The sequence below is a fragment of the Maribacter thermophilus genome (assembly GCF_001020565.1).
In the GTDB taxonomy this organism is placed as follows: domain Bacteria; phylum Bacteroidota; class Bacteroidia; order Flavobacteriales; family Flavobacteriaceae; genus Maribacter; species Maribacter thermophilus.
In genome coordinates this window covers 2,783,451-2,805,562 of sequence record NZ_LDAS01000001.1, presented here as the reverse complement: position 1 = coordinate 2,805,562, position 22,112 = coordinate 2,783,451, and the positions used below count along the sequence as shown (strand labels likewise).

General features: G+C 39.1%; 21 protein-coding genes. 9 read left to right on the top strand and 12 right to left on the bottom strand.

The window, feature by feature from the left end:
- Positions 1-4: 4 nt before the first annotated feature.
- Positions 5-463, bottom strand: a complete 459-nt coding sequence (locus AB657_RS12105) for an ASCH domain-containing protein (protein WP_047246715.1) — start codon at positions 461-463, stop codon at positions 5-7.
- Between the two features lie 113 nt (positions 464-576).
- A complete protein-coding gene (locus AB657_RS12100) occupies positions 577-2,280 on the bottom strand; it encodes a GMC oxidoreductase (RefSeq protein ID WP_047246714.1) in 1,704 nt (567 codons plus the stop codon).
- 160 nt (positions 2,281-2,440) lie between these two features.
- On the opposite strand from AB657_RS12100, the gene AB657_RS12095 reads away from it, so the two are divergent.
- The 6 genes from AB657_RS12095 to nadD are packed head-to-tail and all read left to right on the top strand — an operon-like array spanning position 2,441 to position 7,248.
- Positions 2,441-3,493, top strand: coding sequence for a sugar phosphate isomerase/epimerase family protein (locus tag AB657_RS12095; protein WP_047246713.1), 1,053 nt, complete (start codon positions 2,441-2,443; stop codon positions 3,491-3,493).
- A 15-nt stretch (positions 3,494-3,508) separates the two neighbouring features.
- Entirely contained in the window at positions 3,509-4,264 is a 756-nt protein-coding gene (locus AB657_RS12090) for a 3-keto-disaccharide hydrolase (RefSeq protein WP_047246712.1), read from the top strand.
- Positions 4,265-4,293: 29 nt separating this feature from the next.
- Entirely contained in the window at positions 4,294-5,115 is an 822-nt protein-coding gene (locus AB657_RS12085; RefSeq protein ID WP_047246711.1) for a 3-keto-disaccharide hydrolase, read from the top strand.
- Positions 5,116-5,171: 56 nt separating this feature from the next.
- Positions 5,172-6,029 (top strand): YicC/YloC family endoribonuclease, encoded by an 858-nt coding sequence (locus AB657_RS12080; RefSeq protein WP_047246710.1) that lies wholly within the window; start codon positions 5,172-5,174, stop codon positions 6,027-6,029.
- Positions 6,029-6,616, top strand: coding sequence for a guanylate kinase (gene gmk, locus AB657_RS12075; RefSeq protein WP_047246709.1), 588 nt, complete (start codon positions 6,029-6,031; stop codon positions 6,614-6,616). The genes AB657_RS12080 and gmk overlap by 1 nt, the downstream gene beginning before the upstream one ends.
- 47 nt (positions 6,617-6,663) lie before the next feature.
- Positions 6,664-7,248 (top strand): nicotinate (nicotinamide) nucleotide adenylyltransferase, encoded by a 585-nt coding sequence (gene nadD, locus AB657_RS12070; protein WP_047246708.1) that lies wholly within the window; start codon positions 6,664-6,666, stop codon positions 7,246-7,248.
- 1 nt (position 7,249) lies between these two features.
- On the opposite strand, the gene AB657_RS12065 is transcribed toward nadD, so the two are convergent.
- From AB657_RS12065 to AB657_RS12050, 4 genes are all read right to left on the bottom strand, one after another.
- Positions 7,250-7,972: a DUF6503 family protein gene (locus AB657_RS12065; RefSeq protein WP_047246707.1), complete on the bottom strand. Its 723-nt coding sequence runs from the start codon at positions 7,970-7,972 to the stop codon at positions 7,250-7,252.
- Between the two features lie 53 nt (positions 7,973-8,025).
- The gene (locus AB657_RS12060) at positions 8,026-10,332 is read right to left on the bottom strand and encodes an inorganic phosphate transporter (RefSeq protein WP_047246706.1); all 2,307 of its coding nucleotides are present in this window, start codon (positions 10,330-10,332) and stop codon (positions 8,026-8,028) included.
- 73 nt (positions 10,333-10,405) lie between these two features.
- The gene (locus AB657_RS12055; RefSeq protein WP_047246705.1) at positions 10,406-11,608 is read right to left on the bottom strand and encodes a porin; all 1,203 of its coding nucleotides are present in this window, start codon (positions 11,606-11,608) and stop codon (positions 10,406-10,408) included.
- Between the two features lie 308 nt (positions 11,609-11,916).
- On the bottom strand, positions 11,917-12,303 hold the full coding sequence (locus AB657_RS12050; protein WP_047246704.1) for a carboxypeptidase-like regulatory domain-containing protein: 387 nt from the start codon (positions 12,301-12,303) through the stop codon (positions 11,917-11,919).
- A 176-nt stretch (positions 12,304-12,479) separates the two neighbouring features.
- Here AB657_RS12050 and dgt point away from each other — a divergent pair, with 176 nt between their 5' ends.
- A complete protein-coding gene (gene dgt / locus AB657_RS12045) occupies positions 12,480-13,823 on the top strand; it encodes a dGTP triphosphohydrolase (RefSeq protein WP_047247977.1) in 1,344 nt (447 codons plus the stop codon).
- Here the strand turns inward: dgt and AB657_RS12040 are convergent.
- Positions 13,820-14,944, bottom strand: a complete 1,125-nt coding sequence (locus tag AB657_RS12040; protein ID WP_084696427.1) for a DUF3078 domain-containing protein — start codon at positions 14,942-14,944, stop codon at positions 13,820-13,822. The two genes, dgt and AB657_RS12040, sit on opposite strands and share 4 nt — an antisense overlap.
- Positions 14,941-16,707, bottom strand: a complete 1,767-nt coding sequence (locus AB657_RS12035; RefSeq protein WP_047246703.1) for a 1-deoxy-D-xylulose-5-phosphate synthase — start codon at positions 16,705-16,707, stop codon at positions 14,941-14,943. Before AB657_RS12035 ends, AB657_RS12040 begins: the two co-directional genes overlap by 4 nt.
- 95 nt (positions 16,708-16,802) lie before the next feature.
- On the opposite strand from AB657_RS12035, the gene AB657_RS12030 reads away from it, so the two are divergent.
- A complete protein-coding gene (locus AB657_RS12030; RefSeq protein WP_047246702.1) occupies positions 16,803-17,246 on the top strand; it encodes a nucleoside deaminase in 444 nt (147 codons plus the stop codon).
- Between the two features lie 64 nt (positions 17,247-17,310).
- On the opposite strand, the gene AB657_RS12025 is transcribed toward AB657_RS12030, so the two are convergent.
- The 4 genes from AB657_RS12025 to aspS form a co-directional block, all read right to left on the bottom strand.
- Positions 17,311-17,502, bottom strand: coding sequence for a cold-shock protein (locus AB657_RS12025; RefSeq protein WP_047246701.1), 192 nt, complete (start codon positions 17,500-17,502; stop codon positions 17,311-17,313).
- A 64-nt stretch (positions 17,503-17,566) separates the two neighbouring features.
- Positions 17,567-17,839 (bottom strand): hypothetical protein, encoded by a 273-nt coding sequence (locus AB657_RS12020; RefSeq protein ID WP_047246700.1) that lies wholly within the window; start codon positions 17,837-17,839, stop codon positions 17,567-17,569.
- 54 nt (positions 17,840-17,893) lie between these two features.
- Positions 17,894-19,684, bottom strand: coding sequence for a chloride channel protein (locus AB657_RS12015; RefSeq protein WP_047246699.1), 1,791 nt, complete (start codon positions 19,682-19,684; stop codon positions 17,894-17,896).
- Positions 19,685-19,721: 37 nt separating this feature from the next.
- Positions 19,722-21,476 carry an aspartate--tRNA ligase gene (aspS, locus tag AB657_RS12010; protein WP_047246698.1) on the bottom strand — a complete coding sequence of 585 codons (1,755 nt, stop codon included), beginning with the start codon at positions 21,474-21,476 and terminating at the stop codon, positions 19,722-19,724.
- A 260-nt stretch (positions 21,477-21,736) separates the two neighbouring features.
- Between aspS and AB657_RS12005 the strand changes: the two genes are divergently transcribed.
- Positions 21,737-22,084, top strand: coding sequence for a toxin-antitoxin system YwqK family antitoxin (locus tag AB657_RS12005; protein WP_047246697.1), 348 nt, complete (start codon positions 21,737-21,739; stop codon positions 22,082-22,084).
- Positions 22,085-22,112 lie beyond the last annotated feature (28 nt).

Sequence of the window (22,112 nt, the reverse complement as noted above, 5' to 3'; positions counted from 1 at the left end):
TATTTTAAAATACCTTTTTAAATTCTTGGCAAACGACGATCATACTGTCCCTTGGTTCACGCCCAAAAGAAGCCAGTTCTCTAGTAAAGTAGGCCCAGTGGGCTTTTTTCCAATAGGCAAGACTTTTGTCCCCTTCACCTTCCTTTTCGGCATATAACTCGTCAATATTAAAGTAAGGGCGTAATGTTACCGATGTTAATTGAATGATACATTGTGCTTCTCCCTCCCAATTTGTAATTACTATAAAGTCTCCTATTTTGGGCAATTTCTCTTTTCTGTGCTGTATGCCCAATAAAGAACTGGAAAAGGCCCCTTTAATACCTTTCTTCGTTAAATCGGCACAATTGTTGGCATCTTGTTCGTTATCATAAAAATGCATGGTCTTGGGGGCTTCGTGGAATGCATCTTCCAGATGTTTGTCCAAATAATCTCCCCACATGTTTCTTGCCGAAGTATTTTCCATAAAAGTTAGTGTTTACAACGCGTGTAATTTACTTTCAAAAAAAAGAAAATTCAAAACTTCCATTATAATTAAATCGATATTTTTTAATCTAATAACGTTTTATCGTTCTCTTGTTAAGAGAACTTGCCTGCTTTTAACTCATTTGCGGCATGGTTTGCAGCTCTGGCTGTAAACGCCATATAGGTCAATGATGGGTTTACACAGCTAGAAGAAGACATAAAGGCACCATCGGTAACATACACATTGGGTACGGTATGTATTTGGTTATGTTTGTTTACGATAGAGGTTTTTGGGCTATGGCCCATGCGGGCACCACCCATTTCATGAATTCCCAACCCTGGTCCATTAGATTCTTCATATGGTTGAACATCCTTAAACCCGGCTGCTTTGAACATTTTTACGATTTCTTTTTTAATGTCTTTTCGCATGTTGTATTCGTTCTCTTTGAACTCTACGTCAAAATCTAACTGGGGAAGACCCCATTTGTCTTTTTCGGTCTTGCTCAAAGTAACCCTGTTATCATCATACGGTAAGAACTCTCCAAAACCGGTGACGCCAATTTGCCATTTTCCGGGTCTTAAAATTTCTTCTTTCAGGCCTTTGCCATAACCAAGTTCTGCCACCGATTCGGACCAATCTTGGCGACTTGCCGTACCTTGGTAGCCAAAGCCCCTAAGGTATTCTTCTCTTTTTGTCTTCTCGTCGAGGTTTACAAATCTAGGAATATAGAACCCATTGGCTCTTCGGCCCTTATAGTATTTTTCTAAATAGCCATCTACTTTTGCCGTGGCCCCTAATTTATAATGATGGTCCATAATGCCTCTTCCCAAGGCATCGGAATCATTGCCGAGGCCGTTTGGAAAACGTTCTGATTTTGATTGTAATAGAATACCGACCGAGGCCATGGCAGATGCACATAGAAATATCACTTTTGCCTTAAACTCAAGTTTTTCATGTGTTTCTGCGTCTATTATCTTTACTCCTGTAGCTTTTTTTGTTGTGTCGTCATAAATAACTTCATAAACAATAGAGTTAGGTCTTAAGGTCATGTTTCCGGTGCGTTCCGCTGCGGGTAGCGTAGATGAGTTACTGCTAAAATATCCTCCGAAAGGGCAACCTCTAGAACATCGGTCGCGGTTTTGACAGGTTCCCCGACCTTCTATATTTGCGTTTGGATCTGTAATATGGGCCGTTCTGCCAATAGTAACCAATCGGCCATCATCAAATTTTTCGGCGGTAATTTTTTTAAAATCTTCCTCTACACAATTAAGTTTCATTGCAGGTTGGTACTTGCCGTCTGGTAGTTGTTTAAGGCCAAGGTTTTCGCCACTAACACCGATATATTCCTCTACTTTGTCGTACCAGGGCGAAATATCTTTGTACCTAACGGGCCAATCTACACCTATGGATTCTTTTTTGTTCGCTTCAAAATCAATATCGCTCCAACGGTAACTTTGACGGCCCCATGTAAGGGATCGTCCACCGACTTGGTAACCGCGGATCCAATCAAAACGCTTGGTCTCCACATAGGGATGCTCTAGGTCGTTAACAAAAAAATGCTTGTTGTCATCTTTTGGCGCCCATATAACGCGGCTTTGTACATGGTATTTCTTTTTATCTTCTTTAGATAGTTCTCCTTTATTAGGGTAATCCCAAGGGTCATCGTTCATAGTGGGGTAATCTTTGATGTGGGTAACCATAGGTCCACGTTCCAATACGAGGGTCTTTAGTCCGTTTTCGGTAAGTTCTTTGGCCGCCCAGCCTCCACTAATTCCTGTACCCACTACAATGGCATCGTATGTTTCATTCTGATTCATCCTTAAAATTTTATCTTTTTCTGATGGTATTTCCTATATTTATAAATTGTCGGCAGACAAATAAAGAAATACGTAAATATTTCTCTAAATATAGTGTTTATTCACATATTTATAATTGGCAGATTAACAACAACATATAATAATAGATAGTAATTTAAGCATGAAAACAATTAAGGGACCGGGAGTATTTTTAGCGCAATTTGTTGATAGTAAACCACCATTCAATAGCTTGGACGGATTATGTAAATGGGCATCGGATTTAGGGTATAAAGGAATTCAAATTCCTACATGGGAAAGTTTTTTGATCGATTTGGACAAGGCAGCCGAGAGCCAAGTATATTGCGATGAGCTAAAAGGTAAGATCAACTCTTATGGGCTTGAGATAACCGAATTGTCCACGCATTTGCAAGGGCAATTGGTAGCGGTACACCCAGCATATGATTTAATGTTCGATTCCTTTGCTCCAAAAAGTGTTCACAACAACCCTAAGGCAAGAACAGAATGGGCGGTAGAAACCGTCAAGAAGGCAGCAACGGCAAGTAGAAGACTTGGACTGTCGTCACATGCTACTTTTTCTGGTTCATTGTTATGGCATACCATGCACCCATGGCCTCAAAGACCTGCCGGATTGGTGGAGATGGGCTTTGAGGAACTTGCCAAAAGATGGATGCCGATATTAAACCACTTTGATAAGGAAGGTGTTGATGTTTGTTATGAAATTCACCCAGGAGAGGATTTGCACGATGGTGATACTTTTGAACGCTTTTTAGAGGCTACAAATAACCATAAAAGAGTAAATATACTCTATGATCCAAGTCATTTTGTTCTGCAACAATTAGATTATATAGAGTATATAGATTTCTACCACGAGTTTATAAAGTCTTTCCATGTCAAGGATTCCGAATTCAACCCTACGGGAAAAAAGGGCGCTTTTGGAGGATACAACGATTGGGGCAACCGTGCCGGCCGATACCGTTCTTTGGGGGATGGGCAAATAGATTTTAAAACCATCTTTTCCAAATTAACCCAATATGGTTGTGATGTTTGGGCGGTAATGGAATGGGAATGTTGTATAAAAAGCCCGGAACAAGGTGCTAGGGAAGGAGCTGTCTTTATTAAAGATCACATCATAGAGGCTACCGAAAAGACCTTTGATGATTTTGCCGGTGCGGAAATAGACAAAGAGATGCTTAAGAAAATGTTGGGAATTTAATCAAATCACAGATACATGAAAAACGTAGTAACGGCAGCCATGCTAGCCCTCTTGGTAATTGGTTGTAAAGAAAAACAAAAAGAGGCGGGCGCCGAGAAAGCGCCAGAAACGGTTTCTGAACAAAAAATGCCGTCCGCCGAAGATGAATGGACCATGCTTTTTGATGGCAAATCTTTTAATGGTTGGCATGAGTATCTTAAAGAGGGTGTTTCTGAAAACTGGAAGATAGAGGATGGCGCCATGGTTTTTTATCCGCCAAAGGAGCGAAAAGATGGAGAGCAATTTAATCTGGTTTCAGATACTGAATATACAGATTTTGTGCTTTCGTTGGATTGGCGCATTTCAGAAGCAGGTAACAGTGGTGTCATGTGGGGCGTTAAAGAATCTCCCGATTTGTCTCAACCTTATTTAACAGGACCCGAAATTCAGGTGTTGGACAACGATAAACATCCAGATGGAAAGAATGGAACCAGCCACCAGGCGGGCGCCCTGTACGATATGGTGTCGCCATCAAAAGATGTTACAAAGCCTGTTGGAGAATGGAATACGATGGTCTTTAGCGTAAATCATAAAACAAATGAGGGCAACGTAGTATTGAACGGAGTTGAAATAGTTAAATTTTCTGTGAACGATCCTGAATGGGGAGAAATGGTTTCAAAATCGAAATTTGCCGATTGGGAACATTTTGCTAAATACACTACAGGAAAATTCGCCTTGCAAGACCATGGTAATGAAGTTGCCTTTAAGAATATAAAAGTAAAAGAACTGTAGACATCTGTATTGAACCAAGCCAACCGAACATGAAAAATAATTACATGGCTATCTCATTGATAGCATTATTACTTGCCTCTTGTCAAGAAAAGGTAAAAGAGGAAATCAAGGAAGAAAAAAAAGAAGTAGGTAGTAAGGTCATTGTGCATGAAGAGTATAATGGCACAGAACCTACAAAACCTGAAGAAACCGAGTTTTATGAGCCAAAGGTGCCTATAGTTCATCCTACTTCGCAAAACGGAGTGCCTAGCGATGCCATAGTATTGTTCGATGGCTCCAATTTGGATCAATGGATTTCTAGCATAGATAGTACAGCGGCCAAATGGCATTTGAACGATGATGGTAGTATGACGGTAAAGGATAAAACCGGCGATATTCAGACCAAACAGAATTTTGGCGATATTCAATTACATATAGAGTGGAAGTCACCATTGCCGGTTCAAGAGGAAGGACAGCATAGGGCCAATAGTGGTGTCTTTTTAAATGGAATATACGAGGTTCAGGTGTTGGATCAAAATGATAATCCTACCTATGTAAATGGGCAAGTAGCTTCTATTTATAAGCAGCATGTGCCTTTGGCCATGGCATCGGTACCAACAGGTGAATGGAATACCTACGATATTATATACCATGCCCCTGAATTTAATGATCAAGGAGAAAAGATAAAGTCGGGAACCATAACGGTGATACATAATGGTGTTCTGGTTCAGGATCATGTAGAGATAAAAGGTACCACCCCTTATATAGGATGGCCCAAGAACCCTGCGCATGGTAAAGGACCGCTGCGTCTACAAGATCATAGAGACGATAGTCGTGTAAGTTATCGAAATATTTGGGTAAGAGAGTTATAAGACATGCCCGGTAATGGGCAAAACAATTACCTTTGCCAGAAATCTAAATTCATTCTATGATTCAATCCATGACTGGATTCGGGAAGTACGTAGTTCAGCTTCCAACTAAAAAAATTACGGTAGAAATAAAATCGCTCAACAGTAAGAGTATAGATTTGAACGCCCGCATGCCTTCAGCTTACCGTGAAAAAGAACTTGAAATAAGAAAACGTATTGCCAATTCGCTACAAAGGGGCAAAGTTGATTTTAACCTGTACATTGAGATTACCGGTGACGATACCTCGGCACAAGTCAATGAAACTGTAGTAAGGCAATATATGGAGCAGTTAAAATCTATTGCCGAGGGCACCGATATTCAGCTAATGGAAATGGCCTTGCGTTTGCCCGATGCCATGCGGACCGACAAGGAAGATATAGATGAGCAAGAGTATAAGGCAATATTGGAGGCCTTGAACGGTGCGTTGGAGGAAATAAATAAATTTAGAACTGAAGAAGGCAATGTTCTAGAAAAGGATTTTTTAGAACGAATACAGGTTTTAAAAGATTTATTACAGCAAGTCTTGGCAATGGACCCAGAAAGGCAAGCTAGTATCAGGGAACGTTTAGAAAGGGCCGTACAAGACCTAAAAGTAGAGGTCGATGCCAATAGGTTTGAACAAGAACTTATCTATTATTTGGAGAAATACGACATTACCGAAGAAAAAGTACGTTTGGCCAATCATTTGGACTATTTTGAAAAAACACTGAAATCCAACGATAGTAATGGTAAAAAACTAGGTTTTATTTCACAGGAAATAGGTAGGGAGATCAACACCATTGGATCCAAGGCCAATTATGCGCCAATGCAGCAGTTAGTGGTCCAGATGAAGGACGAACTTGAAAAAATAAAGGAACAAATGTTAAACGTGTTGTAATGGAAGGAGGAAAACTCATCATTTTTTCGGCTCCTTCAGGGAGTGGTAAAACTACAATAGTCAGGCATTTGCTACAGCGTCCGGAATTGAACTTGGCGTTTTCGGTTTCCGCAACCTCTAGACCTAGAAGAGGAAAGGAAAAGAACAAGGAACATTATTACTTCATGTCGGTTTCAGAGTTTAAGAATCACATAAAGAACGATGACTTTTTAGAGTGGGAAGAAGTGTATCGCGATAATTTTTATGGAACTTTGAAGAGTGAGGTAGAACGTTTATGGGCCCAAGGAAAGAATGTGATATTCGATATTGATGTAGCTGGAGGTTTACGAATAAAAAGAAAATTCCCGGAACGGACACTAGCGGTATTTGTAAAGCCCCCAAGTGTAGACGAGCTAAAGATCAGGCTTAAAAAGAGAAGTACCGAAAGTGACGATAAAATTAATATGCGTATTGCAAAAGCATCGGTAGAATTGGCTACCGCGCCCCAATTTGATAAGGTCATAAAAAATTATGATCTGGATGTGGCCTTAAAGGAAGCGGAAAAATTGGTGGCCGATTTTGTAGGGGCCGACATTAAGGAAGACTAGCTTTTATGTTCTTTTTTGATATTAGAAGTATAATTGAGAATAGATAGATGAAAAAGGTAGGACTTTACTTTGGTACTTTTAATCCTATTCACATTGGTCATTTGGTGATTTCGAACCATATGGTGGAGTTTTCGGAACTGGATGAGGTTTGGTTCGTAGTAACCCCACAAAGTCCTTTTAAGACCAAGAAAACGCTTTTGGACAACCATCATCGCTATCAAATGGTGCTGGAAGCTACCGAAGATTATCCAAAATTGAAACCGTCCAATATAGAGTTTAATTTACCACAGCCCAACTACACCATAAATACCTTGGTTCATTTGGCAGAGAAATATCCCACGGGACATCAGTTTTGTCTTATCATGGGCGAAGACAACCTAAAGGGCTTTCATAAATGGAAAAATTATAAGGCCATTTTGGAGGATTATGAAATATATGTGTATCCTAGGATCTCAAAAGGGGAAATAGACCATCAATTTAAAGAACATCCATCTGTTCATCGGGTAAATGCCCCCATTATGGAAATATCCTCCACTTTTATTCGAAGGGAGCATAAAAATGGAAAAAATGTTAGACCCTTATTGCCATTTGCCGTATGGAAATATATGGACGAAATGAATTTCTACCGGTAATCTAATTTAGCTCCGATACTTTTATAAGGGTGTCTGTGCCAAGATACTTATCATCGTTGTTGTAATACCAAGAACGCACTTTTGGCATTTTAATACCATTAATTTCCGTCGCTTCTTTCAACAGAATATACTCTCCGTCGTTTTTAGATTCGTCATGGTAAAATTGGTACACTTCCATGGCATAAGTGTCGGGGTCAAAATAAAAGTACCAAGTGTCTTTTCCGACATTTTCATCATAGTTTACCTTTAGTACGAAGTATTCTTTTCCTTTAAATGATTTTTTAACCACTTTCTGGTCTATAATGGTACCCGGATTTTTTAACTTCATGGGCAAGCCATAAAGGTAAGTGTAGTAGTTCTTGGTCATCTCGGCCCTTTCGCACGTGATTCTCAATTTTTTTATATCATCATCGTCAATGTCGGTACTTCCATTCAGTTTTAGAGTGCAGTCGCCATTGTTTAATTCAGATTCTATAACGTTGTTGTCTTTTGTAACGATGGATTTAAAGAAATTGACAGGAAAATTGATCTGTACTTCGGTCGTTCGTAAACTGCTGTTCGGGGTTTCCATTTCAATAAATAGTTTGCCCTTAAAAGAAGGCCAATTGTTGTTGGGGTCGTGAAAGGAAATGGCTTTTTCTAGAAGTTGATCACCGGTAAGATCTTGGCTAAATACGGCAATATGCAGAATAAGTGTCAGGGATAAAAAAAAGTACCTTGTCATATCGTTGTTTTATACTGACAAGGTACTTATAATTTTGGAGTTATGTACAACTCTTAGTTCTGAAGCTGATCAGCAATGGTCGCCGGTTCTACCGAGCTATCATGTTCGTCATGATACTGTTGTAGCAAGTTCATCGTAGAGGTCATTAAATCTTTTGTTTCAAGAAGTAACGAGAAGTATAGGGTAGTGTTCTTAGGGCTGGACTCCTCTGTACGTGTCCTGGCTACTTGGGTCTTGATTTTATCGGATACCATATCGAACAGTTCTTGTTTCTGTTCCAAGACCTTTCCAATTTCTTCAAAAGACTGATTGGCAAATGCCGCCTGTGTCTGGTTTAAGATATCTTCTAGCTTAAGGTCTATTTCCTTTAATTCCTTTATCTGGTTGTATTTAAGTTTTTTATGGTTGTTGTTTACGTGCTTGTGGCTAACCTTTCCGATATATTCCAATGATTGGGCAATATCTGTCAAATAACCAAGAACATTGATATAAAAATTACTTGCACCTACACTGTTTTCATCAAGGTTTTTTATAAAATAGAAAATATGATCACGTAGGTCGTCTATCTCGTTTGATAGTTTTTCACCTTGTTTCTTATTTTTCTTTAATAGGTTGACATCTTGTTTGGCAAGCCCGTTGATAGAGTTTTTGTATATTTTATTTGTTCTTTTAAGAACGTTTGAAATATTGTCGGCACTTTCTAGGATAACCCCTTGTATAGAACTGCTTTCGGCTCTGTTAAGTGAATCTTCTTCACGTAGTTCCTTATTCTTTTTATTGTGCGATATGTAGCTTCTTACCAATAACAAAATTGCGGCGAACAAGAGTATTGCTATAGCGGCACCTTTACCAAAACTGATTAGGGTAAGTATAATACCGGATGCTATAAACGCGATGATGGCGGTTCCGAACCATCCTCCGATAACATTTAATACACCGGCTACCCTATAAACGGCACTTTCGGCACCCCAGGCCCTATCGGCAAGTGAAGTGCCCATAGCCACCATAAAGGTTACATAAGTGGTAGACAGAGGTAATTTGTAAGAGGTGGCAATAGAAATCAATATTCCTGCTACCATCAAGTTTACGGCGGCACGAACCATATCAAAAGCAGGAAGGTCCTTTAGGTCTTTTTTCGAGATATTGTTAACGGGGGGCTTTTTAAACTGTTGGTCAATTTTATCTTGCCAGCTTTTTGGCAATATGTAGCTGGTCATTTCTGACATTGCTATGGCCAACCTAACAAATCCTCTTGAGAGGAAATTTGGTTGAAAACGCTCTTTGGTGTCTTCTTGGCTAGATAGGTCTATCGAGGTTTGCACCACTTTTTTGGCCTTACTGGAAAACAATAAGGTGATGACCATGACCATACCTGCGATGAACAGAAGCAATGTGGGTGTGGCCACTTTTTCTGCCAATATGCCCATGCTAAATTGCGTGGCATCCACACCTGAGGCAACCCATGCCTCATATGATTGCCATGCGGCAATAGGCACACCTATAAAATTCACCAAGTCATTACCGGCGAAAGCCAAGGCCAGGGCAAAGGTACCCACGCCAATAATCAATTTATAAATGTTTGTTTTGGCGAATTTCATTAAAATATACGATAGTGTAGACCATATCAAGAAATTCAATATAACCACCAACATTAGATTCTTCTGTAAAAATTCCTTAATGGTAACACCGCCGATTAGATCAAAGCTTTCGTTGGCAAACGAAGTTCCCCCGATACCTTTTATCAAGATAAAATAAGTAATGGCAGAAAGTGCAAATCCACCGAACATAGCTCCTACCCAAGTTGCTTTTTTTTGAAAATCATAGGATAGCAACAATCTTGAGACCCATTGGACAATTGCACCAATGGTAAAAGCCACTAGTACCGATAGTAATATTCCGAAGATTATCTGTATGGCCTTGTCGTTATTAATATACTTTACTACATCTATAAAGCTACCTTGGGCAGCCCCGATTTTGATCAATGACATAGCCACTGCGGCACCAAGAAGCTCAAATACGATAGAAACTGTCGTTGAGGTGGGCATACCTACGGTATTAAAGAAATCTAGCAACAAGATATCGGTAATCATTACCGCCATAAAAATGAACATGATCTCGTTGAAATAAAACTCACCGGGGTTAAATATGCCCTTTCTAGCCACTTCCATCATTCCACTGGAAAATATGGCTCCTGCAGCGATTCCAAAACTGGCAACAATCATTATGGTACGAAACGAAATGGCTTTTGAACCAATGGCGGAGTTTAAAAAGTTTACCGCGTCATTGCTAACTCCCACAACAAGATCTGCTATAGCCAAGACGGCTAAAGCGATAAGCATTAAAAAATAGATGTTATCCATAATTTGATTGTTCTATCAATTTGCAAATATCATTATCGTTGACCGCTATAATGTTACCATAAGGTTATTTTTTTTAGAAATGAACCTCGAGCTGTAATCGGTACATTAAATTGTTCTGGGCAGTTTCAACGGTTAGGTAACTTAGGTCTGTCTGGACTTTTAACTTATGTCCTGCCACGTATTTAGAAAGCCCTAAAGTATATTGTGTTCGGGAATTTGAATCGTTAAGCTCTTCATCGAACCCTATGTTCGTGTAGCGAGCCGATACTTCCCAATTGTTTCTAAACAAATATCCGGTTTGTAGATTTAGCCCTTCTCCTATTTGTACTTCATCTCCGGTAAGAGACCCGTCCGAGTTTTTCGCAAAGGGATCATCTGCCGTTCTGTTTGAATATTCTCCCATAAAAGAAAAGCCATTGTATTTGAACATGGCATCAATAAAGATGGTGCTGATATCGGTGGTATAAAACCCAATATCATTGAACATGTACGAGCCTTGGTTGCTTCTTGTCTTAACCGCATTTTTATTGTTGTCATAGGTGGCGGCAAGCATTAATCTCGGTTTTTTTTCGCGTTGAAGGTCACCACCTACATAATCACCTTTTTTTAAGAATTTGCCAAAAGGCAACAACTCTATACGAGTCGTGTATTGGTGGCCACCAAGGTTGCCACTGGTAATATTTCTTCCTTCCCCTTGTGAGACAGCGAATATTTCCCGTACTATAAAATTTTCTGAAATATTGAATTTATGCCTTAATTGAAAGCCTATGTCGCGATCTATATTAAAATTGCTGTTCAGCAAAGAGCGATCTACTTGTTGTAAGTTACCCGATGAAATTACACGTTCTATGTTTCCGGGCAGTTTGGCTTGACCGAACCATAACACAAAATTCTTGTAAAAATTCCATTTTACGACGGCGTCAAAAATATACCTTGGAGCGTTCCCTGTAAATTCTGATGCCCCCGAAAGGTCTCGATTGGAAACCCCAAGTTCTAGTTTATAGGTCAATTTTGGGGTGTAGGCAAATCCGTCAAATTTAAATCGGGCCCTTCTGACCAAGAAGTTCTGTTGTGGGTCTACCAAGCTTGTGTTTTTTGTGTTCCAGTCGGCAACCGCCTGTATTTGCATTCTAGCGCCAACTTTCATTGTCCAGGAGCTGTCTTTTCCTACTAAATTCAAAAGGCCTTTGCCAAAAGAAGGTGCGCCCGTTTCTTGGCCTACTATGTAACAAGAATTACATAGGAGTGCCAAGAGGCAGATAAGATTGATTTTCATCAATTATTGGTTTTTGTCGGATGCAAAATACTGAAAACAAACATTAACTCGATGATCTTTAAAAGTTAATTGGCGTCAATACTTTGATATTCTCAACGGAGATGTAGGGTAGGGGACTTTTAATCTTTTGTATGGGGGGATGTAAAGTTAAAAAAGCTACCTTGATCAAGGTAGCTTTAAGATTCCAAAAAAACTAGTCGACAAAAACCAATAGTATTTGAAATCGAATTTTTTAAAAAAGACGAACAGAGGTCAATGACCAACTACCATGCATGGGGTAGCAATAATCTTATTTTGAGCAATAGGGGTTATTGTTCGCTTTTAATAATTGATTTGGTCTGTTCCGATTTTGGGTTGACCTGGGCCAAATCTATGGTCTGCATGGTTTTTGCATGTAGACTGCATTGTATATATGTGGTATCGTCATAACTTATGGTTACGGGCAATTCCACTTCTTCATAACCCAAAAAATGGACCAGAAGGGTATACTCTCCAGGGGCGACGTCGGTAATCTCAAAATTACCATTAAAATTTGTGTAGGTAGACCAATCGGTATTTTTTAGGCTTACAGTGGCCATTAGCAAAGGTTCATTGTACATTTCTGCATCTAGAACTTTACCGTTGATGCTACCGGTGGACTGTGCATAGGTAAGAGAAGATATAAGGGATACAATGGCGATTAGCAGTTGTTTCATTATCAAATGTTTATTTGCTTGCAAATAAAGGTGTCATAGGTTAAGATAAGGTTAGGTACAGATTATTAGTGTATTTCCAAAAGGTTAAGATATGACATCAAGCTTGTAATTCCGATGGGATTTGAATGCTGTCTAACATCCAAAAAATGTATCTTGCATTCAACTAAACAAGTATGATGGATTGGGAACATTTACTTTCTTTACGTAGAAAGGGAGATACGAATAAAAGACTTCGTAACGAGCAAAACGAGACGAGATTGGGTTTCGATGTAGACTATGATCGTATCATTTTCTCTGCGGCGTTCAGAAGCTTACAGGATAAGACCCAGGTAATTCCACTTTCTAAAACAGATTTTGTGCATACAAGGTTAACCCACAGTTTGGAAGTGTCTGTGGTAGGTAGGAGCCTTGGGCGACTTGCCGGTAAAAGAATTCTTGAAAGACACCCTTACCTGAAGCAAATACATGGTTACAAATTCAATGATTTTGGGGCAATTGTGGCGGCGGCATCATTGGCACATGATATTGGCAATCCCCCTTTTGGGCATAGTGGCGAGAAATCCATAGGGGAGTATTTTAAGAGTGGCAAGGGTAAAAAGTTTAAGTCGGAATTGTCGGATAAGGAATATCAAGATATTATAGACTTCGAAGGTAATGCCAACGGATTTAAATTGTTGACCCAAGATAGGGCAGGTGTGCCCGGTGGCTTGCGTTTAAGTTATGCTACCCTTGGAGCCTTTATGAAATATCCAAAAGAATCATTGCCCAAAAAGCCATCTAGGCATATTGCCGATAAGAAATTTGGCTTTTTTCAAACCGAGAAGGAGGCATTTTTTGAGGTAGCAAAAGATTTGGGCTTGTTGCAGACCAGTGAGGGGTCGTCTATTTCATTCGCAAGGCACCCATTGACCTATCTTGTAGAAGCTGCAGATGATATTTGTTACACGATAATTGACTTTGAAGATGGTATTAACTTGGGGTTGATCTCAGAAGATTATGCATTGGAATATCTTATTAACTTGGTAAAAGACACTATAAATACTAAAAAGTATAATTCTTTAAAGTATAGGGAAGACAGGTTAAGTTACTTAAGGGCATTGGCCATAAATACCTTGATTCAGGATGCGGTTTCCATTTTTATGGAAAACGAAGATAAGATACTGAACGGTACATTTGATGTTTCGTTGTTGGATAAAAGCAAATACGAGGCTCAGGTCAAAGATATTATTAGCCTTAGTGTACAAAAGGTTTACCGGGCAAAAGAAGTAGTGGAGAAAGAGATAGCCGGTTATAAGATAATTGCAGATATTTTAGAGGTGTATACAGATGCTTTGGTTCAAAAGAAAAACCAAAGTGCATCAAATTATCATAATTTGATTTTGGAAACCCTGCCCGAGTTTTATCAACGAACAGAAATTTCTTTGTACGAAATACTATTGAACACTTGTTGTTATGTGGCTAGTTTGTCCGATAGTTCGGCAGTACATATACACAACAAGATAAGTGGTAAGCAACTTTAGAAATCATAGGCTATGCCTACTGCCAGTACTTGTTTAAATTGAATTTTGGGCTCTCCGGGGTCTATTACCGTGCCATCGTCGTTCTTTACTTCGTCAAATAGAATGTCGTCATCATAGATCATCTGGGTGCCAATGGTCGTTTGTATGTATTTGTTTACTTTGAGCGTAAGGTTTAGTTCCCAATCCACATCGACATTGCCAAAACTGTTCAGGTAGTCGGTGTATAAGTTTAGTCTACTTTTCATATCCACGTTCTTGGCAAGGTTTACCTGCCAGTTATGGGTAATAAGTATACCGAGCTCCATAAGAAGGTTTTCCCCTGGGGTTATTACATTGCCATTATCGTCCAAAACTGCTTTTTCTACACCAAAAGAACCTTTGTCGGCGAGGTCTTGATCTAATACAAAGGTAGATTTCATGGTCAATGGAGACAGGTAAAGATTAAACTTTTGATTTTTACTTATGTAAGAGGTACCCGCACCAAATAACAGATAACCAGGGGCCATAAACCTAGAGATGGGTGTTTCCCTATCGGGGTATTTATAACCATTGGAAAATTGAGTGTTGAAATTTAACTGAACCGAATAATACCAATTACTGATCGTATCACGTCTATAACCTAAATTTGAACTCAACCTAATGACATCCTCCGACTTTCGTAGCTTTCTGCCTTCTTGGGCGTTTAAACCATACCGTAATTCAATATTGTTGTCCCATTTGACATATCTAAATTTATAATTTCTAACAAATTTTAGAAAACCTAGGCCGCTTACCGCATTGTCTCCACCAGCATTCCAATTAACAAATGCCGCCTCGCTTATATTAAGGCCAAATGTATTTTCCTTTGTCCAAAACGAAGGAACCCTAAACCTGTCATACCTATCTTTTAGGGGTTTTGTCCTTTTAAAGGATATTACAGGATTGGTCAAATTTACGCCCCTTGGTATATGTTTTATTTTTTCTTGGGTTTTTCTGATTACGATGGTATCAATGGCCATGGTATCAATAACTATCGTATCTGGAACGATAGGGGAAGGAATGGAGTCTTGTGCAAAGACCATGAAGGTTGAAAGAAAGAAAAAACAAACCAATGATTTTGCCCAGTGTTCAAATGTGCTCATAAAATATTCTCTATGTATGATTTTATTGAATTTTTGTCCAAAGCAGCTATTTGATAAAGTTCTTCTTGGGTTCCATGGGGTAAAAATTTATCCTTGACGCCAAATATCTTAATATTTTTGTTTAATCCAAGTAAATTTGACAATTCAAGAATACTACTGCCAAACCCTCCGGTAGCACATCCGTCCTCTAAAGTTATAATATGTTCGTAGTGCTGAAATATTTTGGTCACCCTATCGGTGTCCAAAGGTTTTATAAAAGGAAAATTGTAATGCCCTATTGCATCGGTGTTACGTAGTTCTTTTGTAATTTCTTTTGCCATATTACCTATTGGTCCAGTACTAAGAATAGCTATTTTAAGTCCTTTTTTGAGCTCAAAAGATGTGCCGATCTTTAGTTTTTCGAAAGGTTGTTTCCAATTAAGTATATGTCCTCTGCCCCTGGGGTATCTTATAGCTATAGGGTGGTCTAACCCTAATTGGGCGGTATACATAATATTTCTTAGTTCTATCTCGTCCAAAGGTGAAAATACGATAAGGTTGGGAATACATCGCAGATATGCAATATCAAAAACCCCGTGATGGGTTGGGCCGTCTTGCCCAACAATTCCAGAACGATCCAGACAAAAAATTACAGGGAGATTCTGAAGTGCCACATCGTGTATGACCTGGTCGTAAGCCCGTTGCAGAAATGTGGAATATATATTGCAAAAGGGAATAAGGCCCTCAGCGGCCATTCCGGCAGAGAGTGTTACGGCATGTTGTTCGGCTATACCAACATCGAAGGCACGTTCAGGAATCTTTTCCATCATATATTTTAAAGAACTGCCCGTTGGCATTGCTGGGGTAATACCTACTATTTTTTCATTTTCTTCGGCCAGTTCAACAATAGTATGGCCAAAGACATCTTGAAATTTTGGAGGTTCGTGGGTCTCTTTTTTTGGGTATATTTCCCCTGTTTTTTTATCAAATTTACCTGGCGCATGGTAGGTTACCTGATTCTCTTCCGCTTTTTTGAGTCCTTTCCCCTTTGTGGTTATTATATGAAGCAGTTTGGGGCCGTTAACCAGTTTTAGTCTTTCTAGTTCTTGTACCAAGGCCTTAATGTCATGGCCATCTATAGGTCCACTGTAATTAAAGTTTAGGCATTCGAAAATGTTTTCGTCTTTGGCGGTGCCTTTTTTTACATTGGTCAAATATTTTTTTAGGGCTCCGACACTGGGGTCTATCCCAATAGCGTTGTCGTTAAGGATAATTAGGATGTTGGTATCGGTAACTCCTGCATGGTTAAGACCTTCAAATGCCATTCCGCTTGCGATCGAAGCATCGCCGATGACTGCAATATGTTGTGATGTGGTATCTCCTTTTAGTTTCGAGGCAATCGCCATTCCCAAGATAGCGGAAATGGATGTTGAGCTATGGCCGGTGCCAAAGGCATCATAGTCGCTTTCGGACATTTTTGGGAAACCACTGATACCATTCAATTGCCTATTGGTGTCGAAAACATCTTTTCTTCCGGTCAGAATTTTATGACCATAGGCCTGGTGTCCCACATCCCATATTAATTTATCTATTGGGGCATTAAATACATAATGTAATGCAACCGTTAATTCTACCACCCCCAAGCTAGCTCCCAAATGGCCTTCTTTTGTAGAAACAATATCAATAATAAAGTCTCTTAGCTCTTGGGCCAATATGGGCAATTGCTCTAACGTCAACTTTTTTAAGTCACTAGGCGTATCTATATGTTGTAATAGTTTGCTCACGTTATAGTGGTAAGGGACAAAAATACTTCTTTTAAACACAAAACAATTGTTTTTAAATACTAGCTGTCATAAGAAGCATATTGTATTTTTGAAGTATGGTTTTACCGTTCGACGATTCTTATTTTATGAAAAAGGCCCTGCAAGAGGCAGAGCATGCCTTTGAGAAAGATGAAATTCCCGTAGGTGCAGTGATCGTTGTTAAAGATCGTATTATTGCCCGTGCCCACAACCTTACGGAGCAATTGAACGACGTTACCGCACATGCAGAAATGCAGGCCATAACCGCGGCGGCAAATTTTCTTGGGGGTAAATATCTAAAAGATTGTACACTATATGTAACCTTAGAACCTTGTCAAATGTGTGCAGGAGCCTTATACTGGAGCCAAATTGGCAAAATTGTTTATGGAGCATCGGATCCTTCCAGGGGTTATAATGCAATGGGAACAAAACTACATCCGAGGACAACGGTACTAGGTGGTATTATGGAAACTGAGGCATCGGAATTATTAAAGCGTTTTTTTGATAAAAAGCGAAACTAGTTTTTAAAATAAAAAAACCACGCTAAGGCGTGGTTATAAGTTTTACAAAATGTAATACTGATAATTATAGGACTTTTACTTGTCCTGCAACTATTCCTTTTCTTCCTTCTTCTTCAACGTATTCTACTTTGTCCCCTTCTCTGATCTCGGTTCCGTTCAGAGCCGTCGCATGGACAAAAATGTCCTTTCCTGTGTCGTCGTTGGTAATGAAGCCATAACCTTTGGATTCATTAAAAAATTTTACCGTGCCAATCATTAAAATATAAATTAAGTATTAGTTACCTAATTTAATAATTTTAGGCCAAGTATAGAAGTGATTTTTAATTTTTGTTGTTTGGAACATGTTGATTGTCAGGCTCTAGTGGTGGCTTCCCCTGCATTTTACGAATGTTTTCTTCGGTAAGCATGTAGTCTTTCATTTTTTTGCCACGGCTTTCTTTTATTAAAAACAGGGGCATGGCAACTAAGAACAGACCAACGGTTCCGCCTCCGATATATTTATTGGCTTGCTCTTCTTGTGAGTCTTCTAGTGTAAACCCGTAAATGATTGCGCCAAAAGAAAGCAGTACTATTAATGTGATAAGGTACTTCATGGTACAAATTTAGTAAAAGTGGGCAATTTGATGCGGAAGTTACTTCGTGGTAGCTTATGAACCGGTGAAATTTATCAGTTCTCTTCTATATGCGGTCAATAATTTCGATTTAGAAACAAAACCGATGTATTTCCCCTTTTTTATAACAGGTAGGTTCCAAGCGCCACTATCTTGAAATTTTTGCATTATCTGGGTCGTTTTATCCTTGTCGATCTCAATAACCTCCGGAGGCATTTGCATAATATCATTTGCAAAAACATTATTGTACAATTTTTGGTTGAACATTATGGACCGAATGTCGTCCAGTAGAATAATGCCTAGTAGTTTTTTTTCTTTCGCATCAATTACTGGGAATATATTTCTATTGGAAGTAACAACGGCTTTGTTTACGATATCGCCCAACGACATTGTAGGGTATACAATGGCAAAATTGTTTTCGATTACCTTGTTTATATCCATGAGGGTCAAGACGGCATGGTCTTTATCATGGGTAATTAAATCGCCTCGTTTTGCCAACTCCATATTGTAGACGGAATGTGGGCTTCCATACTTGGTTATTGAATATGAGATGGCGGCGGTGATCATTAATGGTATAAATAGTTCATATCCACCAGTTACTTCGGCAATTAAGAAAATAGCCGTTAATGGAGCGTGCAATACACCTGCCATTAAACCTGCCATACCGACCAAAGTAAAATTACTTTCTGAAACCCTTAACTGAAACAGCCCTAGGTTGTTTATGATCTTGGCAACACAATTACCCATTATACTGCCCATAAAAAGCGAGGGGGCAAAAATTCCACCGACACCACCAGCACCAAAAGTAAGGGCACTTGCTATTATTTTGAATAGCACTAAGCCTGCTAACAATATAATGATGACCCAAACATTGGCGAGGTCAATTTGGAAAATGTTATTTTTCAATACTTTTTCTGGATTCCCTTGTACAAGGCTATTAATAACATCAAAACCCTCGCCATAGAGGGGAGGTATGAAGTATATTAAGATGCCAAGACCTATGCCTCCTACAATTAATCGCCTAATTGGAGAGTCAATGGTCTCAAAGTAGTTGTTGATCTGTACGTATACTTTCGTGAAATATATAGAGGTTAGCCCTGCTACGGTGCCAAGAACGATATAGAAAGGAATATCTTTTAACTCAAAGGCGTCCTCAATTTTAAAAGGAAGCAAAATGTCGTCACCGAAAAAAAAGTAAGAAGTTATTATTGCAGAAATAGAAGCCAATAATAAGGGTAGTAATGAAACGATGGTAAGGTCTAGGCTAAATACTTCGATTGCGAAGATTATGGCTGCAATAGGTGCTTTGAATATGGATGATAACGCCCCGGCAGCGGCACAACCGATCAATAGGTTACGTTGAGATTGGTTCACATGTAGCATTCTGGCAATATTGGAGCTTATTGCCGCACCTGTTGCTACGGTTGGTCCTTCTAGTCCTACCGATCCACCAAAACCTACTGTAAGAGGGGCGGTCAACAATGAACCGAACATTTGATATTTTCGAATAAGGCCTTTGTTCTGTGATATTGCAAAAAGGGTAGATGGAATACCGTGGCTAACTTTATGGCGCACAATATACTTTGCGACCAAATAGACCAGAATTAAGCCTATAATGGGAAAAACGAAATAAAAAGCTTGGTGGTAATATTGGATTAACTCTAATAAATGTTGAAATGTGTGAGTTAGATTTTTAAGTATAACGGCACCAACACCTGAGGTAAAACCAACCAGAATACTTAGAAAGTAAATGAATTGGCGTTCAGAGATGTGCTTAACCCGCCAAACCAAAAGTTTGGTAAACCAAGTTTTTTTACGTATTCCCATTTATCTTAAGAACCCCAAAATAGTTAGAGTTCTAAATTTACGCTTTTATATCGATTCTCAAATTCAATTCTTTTAATTGCTCGTCATCGATGGGGGCAGGAGCGTCGATCATAACATCACGGCCACTATTGTTTTTCGGAAATGCAATGAAATCTCTAATGGTTTCCTGTCCTCCTAAAATAGAGACTAATCTGTCTAGACCAAAGGCGATACCACCATGTGGTGGAGCACCGTATTGAAAAGCATCCATCAAAAACCCGAACTGCGCTTTTGCCTCTTCGGGCGTAAAGCCCAAATGTTTGAACATGATGGATTGGGTCTCCTTATCGTGTATACGGATAGATCCACCACCAATCTCGTTTCCGTTTAAGACCAAGTCATAGGCATTGGCCCTTACCGCACCTGGATCGGTATCTAAAAGTTCTAACTGACCGGGTTTTGGAGAGGTAAACGGATGGTGCATGGCATGGTAATGGCCAGTTTCCTCGTCCAGTTCCAATAATGGAAAATCTACCACCCAAAGAGGGGCGAATTCATCAGGATTACGTAAACCTAAACGTTCTGCCATTTCCATACGAAGAGCACTCAACTGTGCTCTTACTTTGTTTTTATCGCCACTTAAGACACATATGAGGTCTCCGGGTTTTGCCCCTGTAGCTTCCGCCCATTTGGCCAAATCGTCTTGATCGTAAAATTTGTCTACAGAAGATTTAAAGCTTCCGTCCTCATTACACCTACAGTACACCATGCCCAAGGCGCCCACTTGAGGTCTTTTGACCCAATCGGTAAGTTTGTCTATTTCTTTACGAGTAAAAGAGTTTCCTCCCGGAATGGCGATACCAACTACTAATTCGGCACTGTTGAATACGTTAAAATCTTTATGCTGTGCAACATCGTTCAACTCTCCGAACTCCATTCCAAAACGAATGTCAGGTTTGTCGTTACCGTATTTGGCCATGGCCTCGTCAAAGGTGATTCTTGGAAACTTATCAATTTCAACTCCTTTTATCTCTTTTAACAAATGCTTGGTAAGACCTTCAAAAACATCCAGAATGTCCTCTTGTTCAACAAAAGCCATCTCACAATCTATCTGTGTAAATTCAGGTTGTCTGTCGGCACGCAAATCTTCGTCCCTAAAACATTTTACGATCTGAAAATACTTGTCCATACCACCGACCATTAATAATTGTTTAAAGGTTTGTGGCGACTGGGGAAGTGCGTAGAACTGCCCTTCGTTCATACGGCTTGGCACTACAAAATCGCGTGCGCCTTCCGGTGTAGATTTTATTAGGTACGGAGTTTCTACTTCTATGAACTCTTGATCTGATAGAAATTTGCGGACCTCCATGGCAACCTTACTTCTAAAGATAAGGTTGTTTTTTACGGGATTTCTACGAATGTCCAAATACCTATATTTCATTCTAAGGTCTTCTCCACCGTCAGTTTCGTTCTCTATTGTGAAAGGAGGGGTTTTGGATTCGTTTAAAACAATCAGTTCAGACACCAGTACCTCTATATTTCCGGTAGGTATATTGGGGTTTTTTGAAGCTCTTTCTATCACCGAACCTTTTACTTGAATTACAAATTCCCTTCCAAGATTTCTGGCCCGATCCAACAGTTCGGAAGAAGAGCGGTCCTCATCAAAGACTAATTGTGTTATTCCGTATCGATCTCTGATATCTACCCAGATAACAAAACCTTTGTCCCTGGTTTTATGTACCCATCCGGATAATGTTACATTTTCATCGATATGGGTTTCCCTTAATTCTCCGCAATTATGGCTTCTGTACATAATGATTGTATTAATAAAGGGGCAAATTTAAGAAGAGTTAACGATTAAAGTTCCATTAATAAAAATCGATTTTATAGGGATTACATTCTAGCAAATACGAAAATACATATTAATTAAATGTCTAATAATAAGTTGTTTACAAGTTTAATGTAAATTTAATGTTAACTCAATGTTATTAAAACGTTTGTTTAAAACAAAAAAAAGGGTATATTTGTTAGTATAGTATTAAGTGAATATTAATTTTTATAAAAATATATACAATGAAAAAAATACTTTTAATCGCGGTTTTGGCCTTTTCTTTTGGTGCATACGCCCAAATAGAACCGAAATTCGAAAAAGATGGAAATATGATAAAGGCGACTTATTTTCATGCTAATGGGGAAGTATCTCAACAGGGATATTTTTTAAATGAGAAACTGCAAGGTAAATGGAAGATGTTTAATGAAGAGGGAGACAAAATTGCGGTTGGCAACTATGATAAGGGTGTAAAGACCGGTAAGTGGATTTTTTGGGAAGGAGACACCGTTAGAGAGGTAAGTTTTGATAACAATAAAATTGCCAGTGTAGCACAAATGGATTCAAAAAAATCGGTTGTTACAAATAGATAGTAATGATGTGATATTTATAAAAGGCCCG

What these genes read in the sequence shown, in the direction of transcription:
- AB657_RS12105 (WP_047246715.1), bottom strand. Translation starts at nt 463, where the DNA reads ATGGAAAATACTTCGGCAAGAAACATGTGGGGAGATTATTTGGACAAA.
- AB657_RS12100 (WP_047246714.1), bottom strand. Translation starts at nt 2,280, where the DNA reads ATGAATCAGAATGAAACATACGATGCCATTGTAGTGGGTACAGGAATT.
- AB657_RS12095 (WP_047246713.1), top strand. Translation starts at nt 2,441, where the DNA reads ATGAAAACAATTAAGGGACCGGGAGTATTTTTAGCGCAATTTGTTGAT.
- AB657_RS12090 (WP_047246712.1), top strand. Translation starts at nt 3,509, where the DNA reads ATGAAAAACGTAGTAACGGCAGCCATGCTAGCCCTCTTGGTAATTGGT.
- AB657_RS12085 (WP_047246711.1), top strand. Translation starts at nt 4,294, where the DNA reads ATGAAAAATAATTACATGGCTATCTCATTGATAGCATTATTACTTGCC.
- AB657_RS12080 (WP_047246710.1), top strand. Translation starts at nt 5,172, where the DNA reads ATGATTCAATCCATGACTGGATTCGGGAAGTACGTAGTTCAGCTTCCA.
- gmk (WP_047246709.1), top strand. Translation starts at nt 6,029, where the DNA reads ATGGAAGGAGGAAAACTCATCATTTTTTCGGCTCCTTCAGGGAGTGGT.
- nadD (WP_047246708.1), top strand. Translation starts at nt 6,664, where the DNA reads ATGAAAAAGGTAGGACTTTACTTTGGTACTTTTAATCCTATTCACATT.
- AB657_RS12065 (WP_047246707.1), bottom strand. Translation starts at nt 7,972, where the DNA reads ATGACAAGGTACTTTTTTTTATCCCTGACACTTATTCTGCATATTGCC.
- AB657_RS12060 (WP_047246706.1), bottom strand. Translation starts at nt 10,332, where the DNA reads ATGGATAACATCTATTTTTTAATGCTTATCGCTTTAGCCGTCTTGGCT.
- AB657_RS12055 (WP_047246705.1), bottom strand. Translation starts at nt 11,608, where the DNA reads ATGAAAATCAATCTTATCTGCCTCTTGGCACTCCTATGTAATTCTTGT.
- AB657_RS12050 (WP_047246704.1), bottom strand. Translation starts at nt 12,303, where the DNA reads ATGAAACAACTGCTAATCGCCATTGTATCCCTTATATCTTCTCTTACC.
- dgt (WP_047247977.1), top strand. Translation starts at nt 12,480, where the DNA reads ATGGATTGGGAACATTTACTTTCTTTACGTAGAAAGGGAGATACGAAT.
- AB657_RS12040 (WP_084696427.1), bottom strand. Translation starts at nt 14,944, where the DNA reads ATGAGCACATTTGAACACTGGGCAAAATCATTGGTTTGTTTTTTCTTT.
- AB657_RS12030 (WP_047246702.1), top strand. Translation starts at nt 16,803, where the DNA reads ATGGTTTTACCGTTCGACGATTCTTATTTTATGAAAAAGGCCCTGCAA.
- AB657_RS12025 (WP_047246701.1), bottom strand. Translation starts at nt 17,502, where the DNA reads ATGATTGGCACGGTAAAATTTTTTAATGAATCCAAAGGTTATGGCTTC.
- AB657_RS12020 (WP_047246700.1), bottom strand. Translation starts at nt 17,839, where the DNA reads ATGAAGTACCTTATCACATTAATAGTACTGCTTTCTTTTGGCGCAATC.
- AB657_RS12015 (WP_047246699.1), bottom strand. Translation starts at nt 19,684, where the DNA reads ATGGGAATACGTAAAAAAACTTGGTTTACCAAACTTTTGGTTTGGCGG.
- aspS (WP_047246698.1), bottom strand. Translation starts at nt 21,476, where the DNA reads ATGTACAGAAGCCATAATTGCGGAGAATTAAGGGAAACCCATATCGAT.
- AB657_RS12005 (WP_047246697.1), top strand. Translation starts at nt 21,737, where the DNA reads ATGAAAAAAATACTTTTAATCGCGGTTTTGGCCTTTTCTTTTGGTGCA.